The organism is Herbidospora daliensis, assembly GCF_001570585.1.
Classification (GTDB): Bacteria; Actinomycetota; Actinomycetes; order Streptosporangiales; family Streptosporangiaceae; genus Herbidospora; species Herbidospora daliensis.
This window is the reverse complement of record NZ_BBXF01000009.1, coordinates 79,085-96,217: the sequence shown is the minus strand read 5'-3', so window position 1 is coordinate 96,217 and position 17,133 is coordinate 79,085. Positions and strand designations below refer to the sequence as shown.

19 protein-coding genes are annotated in these 17,133 nt (G+C 72.5%); 9 read left to right on the top strand and 10 right to left on the bottom strand.

Annotated elements, in window-relative coordinates:
• Window positions 1-52 precede the first annotated feature (52 nt).
• The 3 genes from AW274_RS34375 to AW274_RS40850 are packed head-to-tail and all read left to right on the top strand — an operon-like array spanning window position 53 to window position 2,048.
• The gene (locus AW274_RS34375) at window positions 53-721 is read left to right on the top strand and encodes a glycosyltransferase family 2 protein (RefSeq protein ID WP_232320620.1); all 669 of its coding nucleotides are present in this window, start codon (window positions 53-55) and stop codon (window positions 719-721) included.
• On the top strand, window positions 718-1,344 hold the full coding sequence (locus AW274_RS40855; protein ID WP_062441764.1) for a TIGR04282 family arsenosugar biosynthesis glycosyltransferase: 627 nt from the start codon (window positions 718-720) through the stop codon (window positions 1,342-1,344). The genes AW274_RS34375 and AW274_RS40855 overlap by 4 nt, the downstream gene beginning before the upstream one ends.
• Window positions 1,341-2,048 (top strand): class I SAM-dependent methyltransferase, encoded by a 708-nt coding sequence (locus AW274_RS40850; RefSeq protein ID WP_062441759.1) that lies wholly within the window; start codon window positions 1,341-1,343, stop codon window positions 2,046-2,048. Before AW274_RS40855 ends, AW274_RS40850 begins: the two co-directional genes overlap by 4 nt.
• Here the strand turns inward: AW274_RS40850 and AW274_RS34360 are convergent.
• Window positions 1,967-2,350, bottom strand: coding sequence for a hypothetical protein (locus tag AW274_RS34360; RefSeq protein WP_232320619.1), 384 nt, complete (start codon window positions 2,348-2,350; stop codon window positions 1,967-1,969). The two genes, AW274_RS40850 and AW274_RS34360, sit on opposite strands and share 82 nt — an antisense overlap.
• Entirely contained in the window at window positions 2,347-3,456 is a 1,110-nt protein-coding gene (locus AW274_RS34355; RefSeq protein WP_157520892.1) for a molybdopterin-dependent oxidoreductase, read from the bottom strand. The genes AW274_RS34360 and AW274_RS34355 overlap by 4 nt, the downstream gene beginning before the upstream one ends.
• A gap of 114 nt (window positions 3,457-3,570) precedes the next feature.
• Between AW274_RS34355 and AW274_RS34350 the strand changes: the two genes are divergently transcribed.
• Window positions 3,571-4,878 carry a glycosyltransferase 87 family protein gene (locus AW274_RS34350; RefSeq protein WP_062441750.1) on the top strand — a complete coding sequence of 436 codons (1,308 nt, stop codon included), beginning with the start codon at window positions 3,571-3,573 and terminating at the stop codon, window positions 4,876-4,878.
• On the opposite strand, the gene AW274_RS34345 is transcribed toward AW274_RS34350, so the two are convergent.
• Window positions 4,872-5,702: an NAD(P)H-binding protein gene (locus tag AW274_RS34345; RefSeq protein ID WP_062441745.1), complete on the bottom strand. Its 831-nt coding sequence runs from the start codon at window positions 5,700-5,702 to the stop codon at window positions 4,872-4,874. The genes AW274_RS34350 and AW274_RS34345 overlap by 7 nt on opposite strands.
• A 112-nt stretch (window positions 5,703-5,814) precedes the next feature.
• Here AW274_RS34345 and AW274_RS34340 point away from each other — a divergent pair, with 112 nt between their 5' ends.
• The gene (locus AW274_RS34340; RefSeq protein ID WP_232320618.1) at window positions 5,815-6,183 is read left to right on the top strand and encodes a winged helix-turn-helix transcriptional regulator; all 369 of its coding nucleotides are present in this window, start codon (window positions 5,815-5,817) and stop codon (window positions 6,181-6,183) included.
• Here AW274_RS34340 and AW274_RS34335 read toward each other — a convergent pair.
• Entirely contained in the window at window positions 6,144-6,581 is a 438-nt protein-coding gene (locus tag AW274_RS34335) for a hypothetical protein (RefSeq protein ID WP_157520891.1), read from the bottom strand. The two genes, AW274_RS34340 and AW274_RS34335, sit on opposite strands and share 40 nt — an antisense overlap.
• A gap of 224 nt (window positions 6,582-6,805) precedes the next feature.
• On the opposite strand from AW274_RS34335, the gene AW274_RS34330 reads away from it, so the two are divergent.
• The 3 genes from AW274_RS34330 to AW274_RS34320 are packed head-to-tail and all read left to right on the top strand — an operon-like array spanning window position 6,806 to window position 10,703.
• Window positions 6,806-8,683, top strand: a complete 1,878-nt coding sequence (locus AW274_RS34330; RefSeq protein WP_157520890.1) for a vWA domain-containing protein — start codon at window positions 6,806-6,808, stop codon at window positions 8,681-8,683.
• Complete coding sequence (locus tag AW274_RS34325; RefSeq protein ID WP_062441732.1) at window positions 8,680-10,023, top strand: extracellular solute-binding protein; 1,344 nt, start codon at window positions 8,680-8,682, stop codon at window positions 10,021-10,023. The genes AW274_RS34330 and AW274_RS34325 overlap by 4 nt, the downstream gene beginning before the upstream one ends.
• 17 nt (window positions 10,024-10,040) lie before the next feature.
• Entirely contained in the window at window positions 10,041-10,703 is a 663-nt protein-coding gene (locus AW274_RS34320) for a 2-phosphosulfolactate phosphatase (protein ID WP_062441728.1), read from the top strand.
• Here AW274_RS34320 and gad read toward each other — a convergent pair.
• Genes gad through thrS form a run of 3 tightly spaced genes read right to left on the bottom strand, consistent with a single transcriptional unit; the run spans window position 10,697 to window position 14,570 of the window.
• Complete coding sequence (gad, locus tag AW274_RS34315) at window positions 10,697-12,067, bottom strand: glutamate decarboxylase (protein ID WP_062441725.1); 1,371 nt, start codon at window positions 12,065-12,067, stop codon at window positions 10,697-10,699. The two genes, AW274_RS34320 and gad, sit on opposite strands and share 7 nt — an antisense overlap.
• Window positions 12,068-12,103: 36 nt before the next feature.
• Entirely contained in the window at window positions 12,104-13,321 is a 1,218-nt protein-coding gene (locus AW274_RS34310) for an aspartate aminotransferase type Ic (protein ID WP_062441720.1), read from the bottom strand.
• A gap of 43 nt (window positions 13,322-13,364) precedes the next feature.
• Window positions 13,365-14,570, bottom strand: coding sequence for a threonine--tRNA ligase (gene thrS, locus AW274_RS34305; protein WP_062441717.1), 1,206 nt, complete (start codon window positions 14,568-14,570; stop codon window positions 13,365-13,367).
• A gap of 214 nt (window positions 14,571-14,784) precedes the next feature.
• Here thrS and AW274_RS34300 point away from each other — a divergent pair, with 214 nt between their 5' ends.
• The gene (locus AW274_RS34300; RefSeq protein ID WP_062441714.1) at window positions 14,785-15,546 is read left to right on the top strand and encodes a glucose 1-dehydrogenase; all 762 of its coding nucleotides are present in this window, start codon (window positions 14,785-14,787) and stop codon (window positions 15,544-15,546) included.
• Here AW274_RS34300 and AW274_RS34295 read toward each other — a convergent pair.
• From AW274_RS34295 to AW274_RS34285, 3 genes are all read right to left on the bottom strand, one after another.
• On the bottom strand, window positions 15,543-16,355 hold the full coding sequence (locus AW274_RS34295) for an ATP-grasp domain-containing protein (protein ID WP_232320617.1): 813 nt from the start codon (window positions 16,353-16,355) through the stop codon (window positions 15,543-15,545). The genes AW274_RS34300 and AW274_RS34295 overlap by 4 nt on opposite strands.
• Before the next feature lie 169 nt (window positions 16,356-16,524).
• Entirely contained in the window at window positions 16,525-16,785 is a 261-nt protein-coding gene (locus tag AW274_RS34290; protein ID WP_062441707.1) for a hypothetical protein, read from the bottom strand.
• 45 nt (window positions 16,786-16,830) lie between these two features.
• Window positions 16,831-17,088 carry a hypothetical protein gene (locus AW274_RS34285; protein WP_030450924.1) on the bottom strand — a complete coding sequence of 86 codons (258 nt, stop codon included), beginning with the start codon at window positions 17,086-17,088 and terminating at the stop codon, window positions 16,831-16,833.
• Window positions 17,089-17,133: the final 45 nt, after the last annotated feature.

Genomic DNA, 17,133 nt, shown 5'->3' with positions numbered 1-17,133 from the left:
TCGTAAGGACTCAATGGCCGTCTTCCGGCCCGGTCCTTCCTACGGTGGCAGGGTGATCGAAAATTCCGTGGACGTCGTGCTGCCCTGCCTGAACGAGGCCCAAGCCCTGCCGTGGGTCCTGGAGCGCGTCCCGCCGGGCTGGCGGGCGCTGGTCGTGGACAACGGCTCGACCGACGGGTCGGCGGAGCTCGCCCGCTCGCTCGGCGCGACCGTGGTGCGGGAGTCCCGGCGCGGGTTCGGGGCGGCCTGCCACGCCGGGCTCCTGGCCGCCGAGGCCGACGTCGTCTGTTTCTGCGACTGCGACGCCTCGCTCGATCCGGGGTTGCTGACGGAGTTCGTCCAGCTGCTCTCCGAAGGCGATGACCTGGTGCTCGGGCGGCGGCGGCCCCAGTCGCGGGGGGTGTGGCCGGTGCACGCGCGGGCCGGGAACTGGGCGTTGTCGAAGATGGTGCGGCGGCGGACCGGGCTGCGGCTGCACGACCTCGGGCCGCTGCGCGCCGCGCGGCGGGAGGCGCTGCTCAAGCTCGACCTGACCGACCGGCGCAGCGGTTATCCGCTCCAGATGGTGGTCAGGGCCGCCGACGCGGGGTGGCGGGTGCGCGAGATCGACGTGCCCTACCTGCCGCGCAGCGGGAAGTCGAAGGTCACCGGCACCTGGAAGGGAACGTTCCAGGCGGTCATGGACATGCGCGGGGTGCTGCGCGAGGGAGCCGCCCGATGACGACCCTCCTCGTGATCGCCAAGGAGCCGGTGCCCGGCCGGGTCAAGACCCGGCTGACCCCGCCGTTCACCCCCGGAGAGGCCGCCGCGCTGGCCGAGGCGGCGCTCGCCGACACCCTGGCGGCGGTGCTCGCCACCCCCGCCGACCGGCGCGTGCTGGTCCTCGACGGCTCTCCGGGCCCCTGGACGCCGCCCGGCTTCGAGATCCGCCCGCAGTGCGGCGGCGGCCTCGACGAACGGCTGGCCGCCGCGTTCGCCGCCTGTTCCGGTCCGGCGCTGCTGATCGGCATGGACACCCCGCAGGTCACGCCCGACCTGCTCGAACCCGCGCTCGACTTCACCGGGTGCGACGCCTGGTTCGGCCCCGCCGACGACGGCGGCTTCTGGGCGCTCGGCCTGGCCGACCCCGACCCGGCGCTGCTGCTCGGCGTGCCCATGTCGGTCCCGGAGACGGGCGCCGCCCAGCGGGCCCGGCTGAGCGACAAGGGCCTGACGGTCGCCGACCTGCCGGCCCTGCGCGACGTCGACACCGCCGCCGACGCCCAATTCGTGGCCGCCCAGGCGCCGTGGAGCACGTTCACCGATCTGCACGCCCGCCTCGCGCCGGCGGCGGCGAACCGGTGACGGCCTGGCTCGACGACCCGTACACCAGGGCGCTCAGGAGCGGGCGCGGCCCGCTGTTCCTGCGGCGGGCCGACGGCGGGCGGCTGCCGCTCGACGTGGAGCGCTGGTCCGCCGGGGTCGACGCCGCCGACCGGTCGGTGCTGGCCCGCTGCCGGGGGGCGGTGCTGGACGTCGGCTGCGGCCCCGGCCGCCTGGTCGAGGCCCTGGCCGAACAGGGCCATCGCATCCTGGGCGTGGACGTCAGCCCGGCGGCCGTGCGCAGCACCCGGGGCCGGGGCGGCATGGCCCTGTGCCGGTCGGTGTTCGGGCCGCTGCCCGCCGAGGGCCGCTGGACGACGGCCCTGCTCCTCGACGGCAACGTCGGCATCGGCGGCGACCCGGCGGCCCTGCTGGCCCGGCTGGCCGACGTCGTCGCCCCGCACGGCCTGCTGATCGCCGAAGCCGACCCCGAGGAGGTCGACGAACGCCACGACGTGGTCCTCGACGACGGCCGGAGCGACCCCGGCCCCGCCTTCCCCTGGGCGCGGGCGGGCCGGGGGGCGCTCGGCCGCCACGCCGAGAGGGCGGGCTGGACGCGGGTCGCGGAGTGGACGGTGACCGGCCGCCACTTCGTGGAACTGGCTCAGCGGCGGCGGCGCACCAGCACCAGCACGACCGCGACGACGGCCACCGCCGCCAGGCAGATCAGCAGGTTGCGGGGGTAGTCCTGGACCAGCACGGTCGGGTTGGGCGAGGGACCCGGCCGCAGCAGCGCCGGGATCGTGATCAGCACCAGCCCGCCCATCGTGATCAGCGCGCCCCGCACCACGGCCCGGTCGGGCAGCCGGGCCACCAGCAGGCCGGTGACCAGCACGATCGGGCCGATCAGGGCGTCGTGCAGGGCGATGGCCCCGGCGAACCAGAACACCACCCCGAGCAGGCCCGGCAGCGGCAGCAGGAAGAACAGCCCGACGGCGATCAGCGCGACCCCGGCCGCGCCCAGCGTGATCCTCAGAGGCATGCTCACCGCACCTCCATCCGGGACACCCACTTGGTCTGCAGCACGCCGGGCCGGTTCGGGGCGATGATCCGCGCCGGGTAACCGTGGTCGAGCGACAGCACCTCGTCGTTGAGCCGCAGCGCGAGCAGGGTGTCCGGGTCGTCGGCGTACTGGGCGGGCATCTCCATGACCCGGTAGTAGCCCCAGACCTCCAGCGACTCCACCCGCAGGGCCGAGCCGGGCGGCGCGCCCGCGCGGGCCAGCAGGTCGCGGACCGGCACCCCGCTCCACCACGCGTCGGCGCTCCAGCCCTCCACGCAGGCGATCGGCAGCCGCACCCGCCGCTGCGGCATGGCCTCCAGCTCGGCGAGGGTGACGCGGAAGGGCTTCGGCCCGGCGACCTCCAGCGCCCAGCCGTCGGAGGAGGCGTAGGTGACCTGCGCGGCGGCGGCCGTGCGGTTGATCGGCATGCCCTGCGTCGCGACGTTCGGGCTGCGCGGCGCGAGCAGGTCGAAGCCCCGCAGCGCCGACAGCGACTGCCCGACCGTCGTGAGCGTGACCGCGCCCACGGCCGCGCCGACCCCCGCGAGCAGGGCCCGGCGGTCGGCCGCGTCGACGTCGGCCTTCTTCCTCCGCCAGTTCTCCCTGATCAGCGGCGCCTTCACCGCCAGGTGCAGGAGCAGCGAACCGGCCACGATCCAGGCGACGGCGTAGTGGGTCTGAGTGAAGGAGAACGGCCACGGATACCACTGGAGGATGTTGATCAGCCCGGTGAACAGCTCGAACACGGTGGCCGCCACCAGCAGCGCAATCGACAGCCGCTCGACGAGATGGGGCAGCGACCGGAACGGCGGCCAGGCGAACAACCTCGGGTAGACCGCCCACAACTTGGCCATGACCAGCACGATCGCCGCCAGCCCCGACGCGACGTGCAGCCCCTGCGTGAGGCGGTAGCCCCAGGCCGGCCGGACCGGCAGCAGGCCGGTCATCCAGCCGGGCGGATGCTGGAGCACGTGGCTGATCAACCCGGTCAGGAAGCAGACCACGACGGCCGACCCGAGCCACCGCCCGATCGCGACAGCCGTCCGCGCGTCGTGCAACCGGCCCCTGAACTGGGGAAGCGTGGGATTCATGGGTCCCATGCAATCGTGCCGGAGGCCCTCTGGAGGGGCTACGACACCTTACGAATCACGGACGTCCGGCCCGGCGGCCGGTCTGCGGGCCGCCATCGCTGAGACCCTGACCTGGTGAAACTCACCGTCACCCTCGTGGGCGCCCTGGTCGCCGCGCTGGCCGTCGCCGTCACCCGGCGCGGCCAGCTCGCCGACCCCGCCGGGCTGATCGGCTGGTACGCGGTCTGCTGGGCGCTGTTCGCGGCGGCGGCATGGTCGCTCCGCCGGGTTCCGCCCCGGCGGGCGGCGGCGCTGGTGGTGGCGGGCGGGCTCGCGGTGGCCGCCGCCGGGCTGCTGGACGTGCCGCGCACCAGCACCGACTCCTACCGCTACGCCTGGGACGGCCGGGTGCAGGCGGCCGGCGTCTCGCCCTACGACCACCCGCCGGTCGCCGAGGAGCTCGCCGGGCTGCGCGACGACTGGTTGTTCCTCGACGGTCCCGTCTGCGAGACGGCGTACCTGTCGTGGTTGTGGGGCGGCGGCTGCACCCGCATCAACCGGCCGAGGGTGCCGACCATCTACCCGCCGGTGTCGGAGGCGTACTTCCTGGCCGTGCACACCCTGTCGCCGCCGGGGTCCCGGCACAAGCCGTTGCAGGTCGGCGGCCTGCTGCTGGCGATGGCGACGACGCTGCTGCTGGTGCGCCGGGCGGGGCCGCAGCAGGCGTGCCTGTGGGCGTGGTGCCCGGCGGTGCCGATCGAGGCGGTCAACAACGCGCACGCCGACGCGCTCTCGGTGTTCCTGGCGGTCGCGGCGCTCGGCCTGCTCACCCGGCGGCGCGCTGCCGGAGGCGCGCTGCTCGGCGCGGCCGTCGCCGCGAAGTTCCTCCCCGCCGTCCTGCTTCCCGGGGCGCTTTCCGGTGTACGCCGCCCGCGCGACGCCGTGACGATCCTGGGGCCCGCCCTCCTGGTGGCGGCCGTCGCCTATCTCCCCTACGTGCTGGTGTCGAACGCGTCGGTGTTCGGCTACCTGGGCGGCTACACGTCGGAGGAGGGCTACGCGGCCGGGTCCGGCGGGCGCTACGGGCTGGTCCGGCTGCTGGTGCCCGACGCGTGGGCGTTGCCGGTGGTCGTGGTGCTGCTGGGGGCGGTGGCGGCGTACACGGTCTGGAAGGGCGACCCGGCGCGGCCCTGGCAGGGCGGGCTGGTCGTGACCGGCGTCGCGTTCCTGCTGCTCACGCCCGGCTACTCCTGGTACGCCCTGCTGCTGGTCGCCCTGGTCGCCCTCGACGGGCGCTGGGAGTGGCTCGGCGTCGCCGCCGCCGGGGCGGTCGCCTACGTGACCGGCTTCGGCACGATCGCCTACGCGCTGGCCGCGCTGGCGGTGCTGATCGGCTGGTCGGTGCGGGCCCCCGCCCGCACCGACCCCGTCCTGGCCTACTGAGCCAGCGCCTCCCGCAGCGACACCGGCGGCCGGCCGAGCAGCTTCGCCAGGTCGTCGCTCGACGACGCCAGCTGGCCCGCCGCGATGCCGCGGTCGATGCCGACGACGAAGTCGGCGACCTCGCCGGGCAGCCCCGACCCGGTGAGCACCTCGCGATAGGCGTCCTCGGTCAGCGGCACGTAGGGAACCGGCTTCCCGGCGGCCTCGGAGACGCGCTCGGCCAGGGTCGCCAGCGTGAAGACCTCGGCGGCCAGTTCGTACACCCCCTGACCGGGCTCCTGGGTGAGCACCGCTGCGGCCGCGTCGGCGTAGTCGGCGCGGGCGGCCGCGCTGATCGGCCCGTCTCCGGCCGAGCCCGCGACGCCGTGCTCCAGGAAGGTGGCGAGCCGGTCGGTGTAGACCTCGTAGTACCAGCCGTTGCGCAGGAACACCGTGCGCAGCCCCGACTCCGCCAGCAGCTTCTCGGTGGCCCGGTGGTCGGCGGCCAGGTCCATCGTGGAGGTCTCGGCGTTCAGGATGCTCGTGTACGCCACCAGCCCGACCCCCGCCTCGACGGCCGCCGCCACGACGTTCTGGTGCTGCGCGAGCCGCCGCCCCGGCTCCGACCCCGACACGAACAGCAGCTTGGCCGCCCCCGCGAAGGCGTCGCGCAGCGAGGCGGGGTCTTCGTAGTCGGCCTTCCGGATCTCCACGCCCAGGTCGGCGGCCTTCTCGATCTGGCGTCCGATCCCCCGGATCTCCCCGGCGGGCACGCCGCGGCGCAGCAGGCTCTCGATCGCGAGGCGCCCGAAGTGTCCGGTGGCGCCGGTGACGACGTAGGTCATCTTGCTCCCTCTCGTTACGGTGTAACGGAGGCAACCGGGCAGGTCAGGTCATGCTTCCCGATCGATAGAGGGCACCTTGAAGTGCGGTACTCACCTGGAGGATAGTGAGCAGGTGGACAGCCTGAGAGACTGCGCGAGCCGCCAGGTGCTCGACCGGATCGGCGACGCGTGGAGCGTGCTGATCGTGACCCATCTGCGCGGCGGCCCGCTGCGCTTCACCGAGTTGTCCCGCAAGATCGACGGCGTCACCCCGAAGATGCTCACCCAGACCCTGCGCGGCCTCGAACGCGACGGCCTGGTGACCCGCACCGTCCACGCGGTGGTGCCGCCCCGGGTCGACTACGAGCTGACCCCGCTCGGCCGCAGCCTCGAAGGCGTCGTCGACGCCATCACGGCATGGGCCGACACGCACATCGGCGACGTGCTGACCGCCCGGGGCTCCTACGACTCGAAGGCGTCGACGGCGAAGACCCCGTCGTGACCGCCGCACCCGGGGGCGAGGTCGGCCCCGGCGAGCCACGACCCGCCGTGGGTGAAGGCGTCGCCGTCGAGGATCTCGCCCCTGCCCGGCACCCGCACCCCGCGCCGTCCGTCTGAGGCGCGGAAGGGCGTGGTGTCCTTCGGCCAGACCGGCACGACGGTCTTGTCACGGGTGACGGCGACGAGGCACGACTCGTTCTCCAGCCACGTGAGCCGGGCTTTCAGCGAACCGAGATTCGCCGGTTCGAGGTCGTGGACGACAATGGCCGGATCGGAGCCGATATGACAGAAGAACGACGTACACGAAAGCGCTGAATTCGGACGCTCTATCGGCAGCTCGACGGCGGAATCGGCAGCGCTACAGGCCGAGACGCCCATTACACAGGCGAATATCGCCATTGTTGCCGGCCTCATGGAAAGCGCCCCCCGACGGTTCGATTAGCGCCACCTTAACGGCCCTCACCTCGAATGGGGCCGAACTCGGAAGCGGGCGGTGACATCGTGGTGGCGCACCGCCACCTGCCGCAAAGGTCTCGATTCCATCATCCGGCGTGAAATAAGCACGCATACTGCTTACGCTCTCTCCGCAGGAGCGCACGGACCGGCGAGGGGCGACGGAGTCCATGAGTCCTTCAGGGGACGCAGAGCCTGCTGGCACCAGAGAGGGCGCGCGCGACGGTTCCGACGCCCGGATCGCCGCCGTGATCGCGCTCCTCGGCATCCTGCCCGAGATCGGGCTCGCGGTGACCGGCACCGAGCTCGCGGCCCGCTGGGTCGTCCGGATCGCCATCGGCGTCATCCTGGTCGCCGCCGTCTACCGTCCGGTGCGCGACCGGTGGCGGCGCAGGGCCGCCGGACGCGACCGGCGGCGGCCGCGCTGGTGGCCGAGGCTCGCCGCGGCGCGGCGGCTGATCGGCACGTTGTGGCCCTGGTTGCGGATGGGCGCGGCCGGCGTCGTGGCCGGGGGCATGGTGCTCGCGCTGGCCCAGCTCGCGCCCGCCGCCCGGCAGCGTTTCGAGGCGTACTTCGGGCAGTGCCCGATGCCTCGGGAGATCGTGCTCAGCGTGCCGTCGTACGACGTCCCCGGCTTCGAGCTGCTGGCCGCGGAGTTCACCGCCGGCCGGGCGGTGAACGGGTGCGCCGAGACCCGGCTCAAGGTCGTCGCCGCGCCGCCGGTCTCCGGTCTGCTCGCCGCCCTGCGCGGCGGCTGGCGCTCCGCCGACGAGACCCGGCTGATCGGCCCCCGGCCCGACCTGGTCGTCGTCGAGAGCCGCGACCTCGCCGACCTGCTCGCGGGCGACCGCGTCGAGGACGCCGGCCCGATCGGCTACGCGGAGATCGCGGTCGGCGTCCCGGAGACGCTGCGCAACCAGGTCGAGCGGGAGACCGGCGGGGTCTCGCTCGATTCGGTGCTGCGCTTCTACGCGCAGCCGGGCCGCAACTTCGCCCGGCCCGAGCCGCTGACCTCCGGGCTGGGCCTGATGGCGACGGCCGGGCTGAACATGCACCGGGTCTTCCCCGATCCCGAGGCGGCCGAGGACAAGATGCGGGAACTGCCGGAGGAGATGGGCGACGACTTCTGGAAGGACCAGTCGGACCCCGTCTCCCTGCTGTGCAATCTCCAGCGCGACTACGAACCCCGGCGCAACAGCCTGCTGCGCCGTTCGGCCTTCCTGCTGCCGCGCCACGTGATGGACGACTACAACAACCGGACCGCGCGGTTCTGCCCCGGCGGGAACGGCGACCGCGGCCGGTTGTGGATCCCCGACGTCCCGCCGCTGGCCACCCTCGACTACCGCGCGATCCGGCCGATCTGGCCCGACCGGGAGAGCGCCGGGCGCGGCGAGGTCGTCCACGAACTGGCCGCCTGGTTGCGGGCGCGGGCCGTCACCCCCACCCCCGAGGCGCAACCGGCGCCGGGCGGCGACGTGCTGGCCGCGACGATGGAGGCGATCAGGAACCGGGAGCAGCGGCTCGACCTGGCCGTGGTGCTCGACGGGTCGGGGTCGATGCGGCGGCACATGCCGGTGACGCTGCGCTCGGTCGCGGAGATCGTCGACGCCCTGCGCCCCACCGACCGCGTCTCGCTCGACATCGCCCGCCGCCCGTTCCGCGACGCCCGGCCGAGGATCTCCACCGCCTACCCCTCCGACCTGGCCGGTTCCCAGGGCGACCAGGTCGTCGACTACCTCGGGCAGTGGACACCCCGCGACTGGGACCTCGACGTCGCCGCCACCATCGGCGGCATGGGCAACCGGCCCATGGACGTCATGGTGATCGTGACCGACACCAGCCCCGGCAAGCAGGCCGACCTCCGGAAGATCACCGAAGAGGTCGTCGAGCAGGCGACCGGCAAACCGAGCGACGCCCCGGTCTACATCGTCAACGTCGGCGACGCTGAGTGCCCGCCCGCCCTCCGCGACGCGGCCGGCGTCTTCTGCGTGGACGCCGCCGGCTTCGACCCCGCCACCGCCCTCGACCGGCTCAGGGAGCCCCGATGACCCGCCGAAGGCACCCGGTCTGGCCGTTCGTCGTCGGCGTCGCGCTGACCGTCGGCCTGAGCACGGCGCCGTCGCTGCTGACCCGCGCCCCCGCCACCGGCTGCCCCGGCGACGCCGACGAGATCACCGTGGGCGCGGGCTACGACGACAGCCTCGACCGCACCCAGCGCGACGTGATCAACGCGTGGCAGGACCGCGGCCAGACGGCACGCTACGTCGAGATCTCCCGCATCCCCGACGACGCCCGCGCCGAGATGGCCGCCACCGACCTCGACGGCCCGTGCCCCTACGACGTGCTCGTCCTCGACGTCGCCCACCTGGCCGAGTTCGTCGCGAACGGTTACGCCTCCCCCGTCGACCTGCCCCACCAGGGCTTCATGTCCAGATCGGTCGCCGCCGGACGCGTCGACGGCACCCAGTACGGCGTCCCGTTCGCCGCCGACGTGCCCCTCGCCTATTCGATGGGCGCGACCGACCCGCTCGTGGCGGCGGTCTGGGGCCAAGGCGCACCGGGTGGCAAGCCGCCGGGCCAGGCGCTGACCCAGCTCGACGACTACGAGGGCGCGATGGTCAACCTCATCGAGGCGATCGGCCCCGAGGTCGTGCCGCTGCTCTCCGACCCGACCGGCGCGGAACTGCGCCGGGTCGTCGAGCCCCGCCTGGAGACGTGGCGGACCGCGCTGAAGACCGGCCTGATCGACGGCGACTCGCTCGACCACTCCGAGAACGCCACCCTGCGCGCCTTCCGCAGCGCCCACCCGTCGGCCCCGCTGGTCATGCGCCACTGGCCGTCAGTCTTCCGCGCCCTCTGGCTCGACGACCGCTTCCGCGACGCCGACGACAAGCCCGCCTTCACCTACCGCCCGCTGCCCCGGGGCGGCGTGCTGGGCGGCTCGGTCCTGGTCGTCTCCCCCAAGGCCCGCAACCGCCCCGCCGCCGAAAGCCTCATCAAGCACCTGACGACCCCGGAGGTCCAGGCGAAACTGTTCGCCTGCGGCAGCTACGCCCCCGTGCTGGCCGCTGCCTACGACGTGGCCGACTACGAGTCGCGCCGGTTCACCGAGGCGCTCACCTGCCTGCGCGGCGACTCGGAGAAACCCGACGCCCTCGTCGCCGAGTTCGCCGACTTCGCCCAGACGGTCAGACAGGCCATGGACGGCGCACTGCTGCGCCCCCAACTCCCCTACTACAGCCGGGTGAGCGAGACGTTCCGCGCCTGCGCCCTGACCGTCCTGCGCTCCGCCGCCCCCCGCGACGCCGCCTTCTACGACGAGTTCGCCGCCCGCCTCAGCGCGGCGGCGGCGGGCCGCCTGCCCGAGGAGAGCTCCGCCTGCGGCTGACTGCGATCATGACGGGAATGAACCCCCGTTTCCTCGCCATCCCCGACCTGACCGGCACCCCGCAGGTGGCGGTCGTGGTCGACGTCATGCGCGCCTTCACCGTCGCCGCCTGGGCCTTCGCGCGTGGGGCGGAGAAGATCGTGCTGGCCGGCACACTCGACGAGGCCCTGGCGCTGAAAGCCGCCAACCCCGGCTGGCTGGCCCTCAAGGACGGCCCGGCCGCACCCGGCTTCGACCTGGTCAACTCACCCGGCCTGCTCCGCTCGGCCGACCTCACCGGCCGGACCGTCGTGCAGAAGACCACGGCGGGCACGGTCGGCGTCCTGGCGGTCAGGGACGCCCCGCTCGTGTTGTGCGCGAGCTTCGTCGTGGCCGAGGCGACCGCCCGGCTGCTGCGGGGTCGTGCCGACGTGACGTTCGTGGTCACCGGCGAGGACGGCCGGGCCGACGAGGACCTGGCGTGCGCCCAGTACATCGCCCGCAGAGCCGTCGAGCCGGAGACGGACGCCGCCGAGTTCCTCGACCGGGCGGGGCGGTCGCGGGCGGCGGCGGAGCTGGCGGAGGGGGTACGGCTGGGGGTGCACCCCGACGACGTCGAGCTGTGCCTGGAACTCGACCGGTTCCCCTTCGCCATGGCCGCGAGCACGGAGGACACGCTCACGGTCCTGCGCCGTCAGTGATGGAAGCCCATCGCCTTCATCTCCCGGTGCATCGGATGCGGCTGCGCCTCCAGGTCGGGCAGCACCCGCGCCAGATCGGCCAGCAGCAGATCGGCCAGGTCGTGGGTGAACCCGTTCCGGACCACGATGCGCAGCACCGCCAGGTCCTCCCGGTCCTTCGGGAACGTGTACGCCGGCACCAGCCACCCCCGCTCCCGCAGTCGCCGCGACACGTCGAACACGTCGAAGGCCGTCACCGAATCGGCCGTCGTGAACGCGAACACCGGCAGTTCGTCGCCGCGGGAGATGAGCCGGAACACCCCCATGTCGGCGATCTTCCGCGCCAGGTGGGTGGCGACCGCCCGTGAGATGCCCTGGACCTCCTGGTAGCCCTGACGGCCGAGCCGCAGGAAGTTGTAGTACTGCGCCACCACCTCGGCGCCGGGCCGCGAGAAGTTGAGGGCGAAGGTCGGCATGTTGCCGCCGAGGTAGTTGACCCGGAAGATGAGCTCCTCCGGCAGGCACGAGGTGTGCCGCCACAACACCCAGCCCACGCCGGGGTAGACCAGTCCGTACTTGTGCCCGGAGGTGTTGATCGAGGCCACGCGGGGCAGCCGGAAGTCCCACACCAGCTCCGGGTCGAGGAACGGCGCGATCATCGCGCCCGAGGCCCCGTCGACGTGGACGGGGATGTCCCACCCGCGCGCGTCCTGCAGGGCGTCGAGGGCCGCGCAGATCTCCGCGACCGGCTCGTACGACCCGTCGAACGTCGACCCGAGCACCGCGACCACCCCGATGGTGTTCTCGTCGCAGTACTTGACCGCCTCCTCGGCGGTCAGGTGGAACCGCTCCCCCGACATGGGCACGAGCCGGGGCTCGACCTCCCAGTAGCGGCAGAACTTCTCCCAGCACACCTGGACGTTGGCCCCCATGACCAGGTTGGGTTTCCCCGGCCCCGACCAGCGGCGTTTCAGGGCCATCCCGGCCAGCATGCACGCCTCGCTCGACCCGGTCGTCGAGGTGCCGATCACGTCGGAGGGGGACGGGGCGTTCCACAGGTCGGCCAGGATGCAGACGCAGCGGCGCTCGAACTCGGCCGTCTGCGGATACTCGTCCTTGTCGATCATGTTCTTGTCGGCGCACTCGGCCATCAGCCGGGCGGCCTGCGGCTCCATCCACGTCGTCACGAACGTGGCCAGGTTGAGCCGGGCGTTCCCGTCGAGCATCAGTTCGTCGTGGACGAACTGCCACGCCGCCTCGGCGGGCACCGGTGTGTCGAACAGCCGGTGGGTGGGCGCGGTCAGGTCGAGACCCAGCGCCGTGACCGGGTTGACCGATCGCGACGCCGGGTGCTTGTGGTGCGCGTGTCCGGAATGCAACGCCATGCTCGATGTCTATCAGTCACCGAGCGGTCACCGGGGTCAGGCGCGCTCGGCCGCCACCAGGCGCACGCAGACGGCCAGGCCGCTGATGGCCGCCTCCAGCTCCGCCGTGTCGGGGAACGTGGGGGCGATGCGGATGACCGAGTCGGCCGGGTCCTGCCCGTAGGGGTGGGTGGCCCCGGCCGGGGTCAGCGCGATGCCGGCCTCGGCGGCGCGGCGCACGACCTCCTTGGCCGTGCCCTCGGGCACCGAGAGCGAGATGAAGTAGCCGCCGAGCGGCGACGACCAGGTCGCCAGGCCCGAGAGCTCCTTCGACAGGATGCGGTCGACGGTCTCGAACTTGGGCCTGATCAGGTCGGCGTGGGCGCGCATGTGGGCGCGCACGCCGTCTTCGTCGCGCAGGAACTCGACGTGGCGCAGCTGGTTGACCTTGTCGGCGCCGATCGTGCCCTTGCCCATGTAGCCGAGGAACCAGGCGATCGTCTCGGGCGAGCCGCCGAAGAACGAGACGCCCGACCCGGCCAGGGTCACCTTCGACGTCGAGCCGAAGACGAACACCCGGTTGGCGTTGCCGGCCTCGGTGGCCAGCGCCAGCAGGTCGGCGAGCTCGGCCTCCTGGTCGAAGAGGTGGTGGATGGCGTAGGCGTTGTCCCAGAAGATCCGGAAATCGGGCGCCGCGGTGGTCATGGTGGCCAGCCGCGCGACGGTCTCGGCCGAGTAGGTCGTGCCGTCGGGGTTGGAGTACTTCGGCACGCACCAGATGCCCTTGATCGCCGGGTCGGCGGCGACGAGGCGCTCGACCTCGTCCATGTCGGGGCCGGCGGGGGTCATCGCGACCGGGATGAGCTCGATGCCGAAGCGCTCGCACAGCGCGAAGTGCCGGTCGTAGCCCGGTACGGGCGCCAGGAAGGCCACCCGCTCCTCGTCGGCCCACCGCCGGGCGGCGCCGAGCGGCACCCCCAGCAGGCAGTGGACGATCGCGTCGTGCATGAGGGCGAGGCTGGAGTTGCCGCCCACGATCAGCTGCGAGGCCGGGACCTGGAGGAACCCGCTGAACAGCGCCCGGAGCTCGGCCAGGCCGTTGAGGCCGCCGTAGTTGCGGGTGTCGGTGCCGTCGGCGGAGCGGTAGGACGTCCCGGGCAGCGAGAGCATCGGGGTCGAAAGATCGAGCTGGGCCGAGGCGGGCTTGCCCCGGGTCAGGTCGAGCTTCAGTCCCCTGGCCTTCAGCTCCTCGTACTCGGCACGCACGTCGCTCATCGCGGGTTCCCTCGGTAGTAATGGGCGGTCAGCGAAAGCTTAGTCACCACAACCCGCTCTCCCGTCGCGAGGTGATCTCCGCGATCTTCGCCAGGGCCTCGCCCACCGGCAGGGCGGCGAGTTTGCGGCCGTCGCGGAGCCGGATCGACACCTCGCCGGCGGCGACCTCCCGGGAGCCGACGATCAGCTGGTACGGCACGAGCCGCGCCTCCCGGATCCGCGCCCCCAGGCCGCCCTTCTCCGGCCCCACGAGGTCGGCGCGCAGCCCGAGATCGGCGCACCGCCGGACCACCTCGTCGGCGAAGGCGACCTCGTCCTCGCCGAGGGGCAGCACCGCCGCCTGCACCGGGGCGAGCCAGGCCGGGAACGCGCCGCCGTGCACCTCGATCAGGTGGGCGACGGCCCGCTCCACGCTCCCGACGATGCTCCGGTGCACCATGACGGGCCGGTGCCGGGCCCCGTCGGAGCCGGTGTACTCGAGGTCGAACCGGGCGGGCTGGTAGAGGTCGATCTGGACGGTCGACAGGGTCGACTCGCGGCCGAGGTTGTCGGCGATCTGGATGTCGATCTTCGGCCCGTAGAAGGCGGCCTCGCCCTCGACGGCCTCGTAGTCGACGTCGTGCAGCACCTCGCGCAGCATCTCCCCCGCGCGCTCCCAGAGACCGGGGACCGCGACGTACTTCCCGGAGGAACCCGGGAGTGAGAGCCGGTAGCGGACGGGCTTGACGCCCATGGCGGCGTGGGCGGCGGCGATCAGTTCGAGGGCCGCACGGGCCTCCTCGACCGCCTGGTCGGCGGTGCAGAAGATGTGCGCGTCGTTCAGCTGGATGGCGCGCACGCGGGTCAGCCCGCCCAGCACCCCCGACAGCTCCGAGCGGTACATGCCGCCGAGTTCGGCCAGCCGGAGCGGCAGGTCGCGGTAGCTGCGCCCGCGTGCGCGGTAGATCAGCGCGTGGTGCGGGCACAGGCTGGGCCGCAGCACCACCTGCTCCTCGCCGATCGCCATCGGCGGGTACATGTCGTCGCGGTAGTGGTCCCAGTGGCCGGAGATCTCGTAGAGCTCGCGCTTGCCCATGATCGGCGAGTAGACGTGCCGGTAGCCGTTGCGTCTCTCGACGTCGCGGACGTAGTCCTCCAGCGCCATCCGGACCGCCGCGCCGTCGGGCAGCCAGAAGGGCAACCCCGCGCCGATGAGCGGATCGCCGTCGAACAGGTCGAGTTCGCGGCCGAGCCTGCGGTGGTCGTACATGATCGTGTCTCCCTGATGAGGAAGGGACGCACACGACACACCGAAGCCCGGGGCGGTGCGCCCCGGGCTTCGAAGTAAGGCAGTGGTCAGCGCGCCGGGACGGAGTCCGGCGTCGTCGTCAGATGGGCGCGCTGCATGGGGGCAAGGCTAACACGAGGCCCTGGGGAGACCGTCATGCGTTTCGCACAGACCGACCGGTCGGTACCCTCGCTGCATGACTCTCTTCTCGGTCGAAGGCAAGATCGTCGTGGTGACCGGCGGATCCCGAGGGATCGGGCGGATGATCGCCCAGGGGTTCGTCGACGGCGGCGCGACCGTCTACCTGACCGCCCGCAAGAAAGACCAGCTGGAGGAGGCCGCCGCCGCGCTCGGTTGCGGCTCGGTCCAGGCCGACCTGTCCACGCGCGAGGGCGTCGAGGCCGTGTACGACCTGGTCGCCGCCCGCCACGACCGGCTCGACGTGCTGGTCAACAACGCCGGCGCGGCCTGGGGCGCGCCCCTCGACGACTATCCCGACGCGGCCTTCGACAAGCTCTGGAACATCAACGTGAAGGGCGTCTTCGCGCTGACGCAGCGGTTCCTGCCGCTGCTCAGGAAGGCCGCGACCCCCGACGACCCGGCCAGGGTCATCAACATCGGCTCGGTCGACGGCCTGCGCACCCCGCCGATGGAGAGCTACGCCTACTCGGCCACGAAGTCGGCGGTCCACATGCTGACCCGGCACCTGGCCGACCGCCTGGCCAAGGAGTCGATCACCGTCAACGCCATCGCCCCCGGGCCGTTCGACTCGAAGATGATGGCGTTCGTGCTCGACGACCCGCAGGCCCGCGAGATGGTCGCGGCGAGCGTGCCGCTCGGCCGGATCGGCCGTCCCGACGACATGGCCGGGACGGCGATCTTCCTGGCCTCACGGGCCGGTTCCTACCTCACCGGGACCGTCATCCCGGTCGACGGCGGCATCACCGCCCACGGTTAGGAGAGCATCTCCTTCAGCGCGCGGGCGAACAGGCCCGGCGCCTCGAGTTCGGCGTCGAGGTAGAGGAACGGCTCGGTGAGCTCCAGCTCGATCAGCACCGGCTCGCCGCCGGGCATGCGCACGAGGTCGATGCGGGCGTAGAGGAGCGTTTCGGCCACCTTGCCCAGGATCTCCTCGGCCAGGTCGAACTGGTCGTCGTCGGGGTCGCGCAGGGTGGCCTTGATCCCGGCGTCGTCGAGGTCGCCGACGCCCGCGACCAGCAGCGGGGTGCGCCTGACGGCGTGGCTGAACTGGCCGTTGAAGTAGTGGAGGGACAACTCGCCCTCGTGCTCGACGCTCTCGACGTAGGGCTGCACCATGATCGGCCGGCCCTGCGCCTCAAGAGAGGCGGCGAACGCGGCGGCCTTCTCGGCGGAGGGGGTGCGGATGGTGTCGCGGGCCCCGGCGGAGATGGTCGGCTTGACGACGTACTCGGCCCAGTCGGGCAGGGCGAGCGAGCTCCAGTGGGTCGGCACGGTCGGCACGCCCAGGTGCTTCAGATAGGTCTTGTCGGTGTTCCAGGCCAGCACCGACGCCGGGTTGAGCACCCGCGTGTGCTGTTCGGCCCGCCAGGCCCAGTCGATGAACTCGTCACGCCGGCCGACGTAGTCCCACGGTGAGCGGACCACGGCCGCGTCGAACTCCGACCAGTCGGCCTCGGGGTCGTCCCAGCGCACGGGTGCGCCCTCGATCCCCTCGGCGAGCCACGCCGAGAGCACGGTCTCGCGTTCCGGATCGGGGCCGTCCCAGGTGACATACGCGGCCTTCATCGACATTTCCCCTTGCGCTTTGCGGCAGATTCAAAGCGCGAGCCACGGTCGGCCTTCGGCCGCCCGCGTCTCGCGCCCGGCATGACGTACAAGAACCCATCATGGCCGCAACGCACGGCGGCGCGCGCCGGGCCCGGAAGGAGAGCCCGGCGCGCGCCGGAGTCGACGACTAGTCGTCGAAGCGGTAGGCGAGGCCCGCCACGCTGTTGCGGGCGGTGACCGAGACACCGTTGATGGTGTTGGAGTTGGTCGACGAACCGCTTCCGATGTTGGTGGCGGCGACGTTGCCGAACACGTTGCCCGACTGGGCGGAGCCGCGGTTCACGCTGCCGTTGCTGATCCAGGTGTCGGCGTGGGCGGGGGCGGCGGCCAGCAGGGTCGCGCCACAGGCGGCGACGACGGCACCGGTCACGGCGAGCTTCTTGAACATGTTCTCTCCTTCGGGTGGGGTGAGTGCTGGGGACGCGACCGCGGTTTACTTGAAGATGTAGACCACGGTCACGCTGCCGCCAGTGGCGGTAGCGGAGATGCCGTTGATGGTGTTGACGTTCGTCGAACGGCCGGAGCCGGCGTTGCGCGCCGCGACCCAGCCGAAGTTGTTGCCCGACTGAGCCGAACCGATGTTCGCGCTCCAGTTGTCGGACCACGTGTCGGCGTGGGCCGGGGTGGCGATGAGGCTCGCACCCGCGGCGGCCGCGAGCATCGCACTGGTCACGCAGATCTTCTTGATCACTACGGCTCCTTCTCGCGCTTTCCTTGACGGTCTGTTTGACTGGCC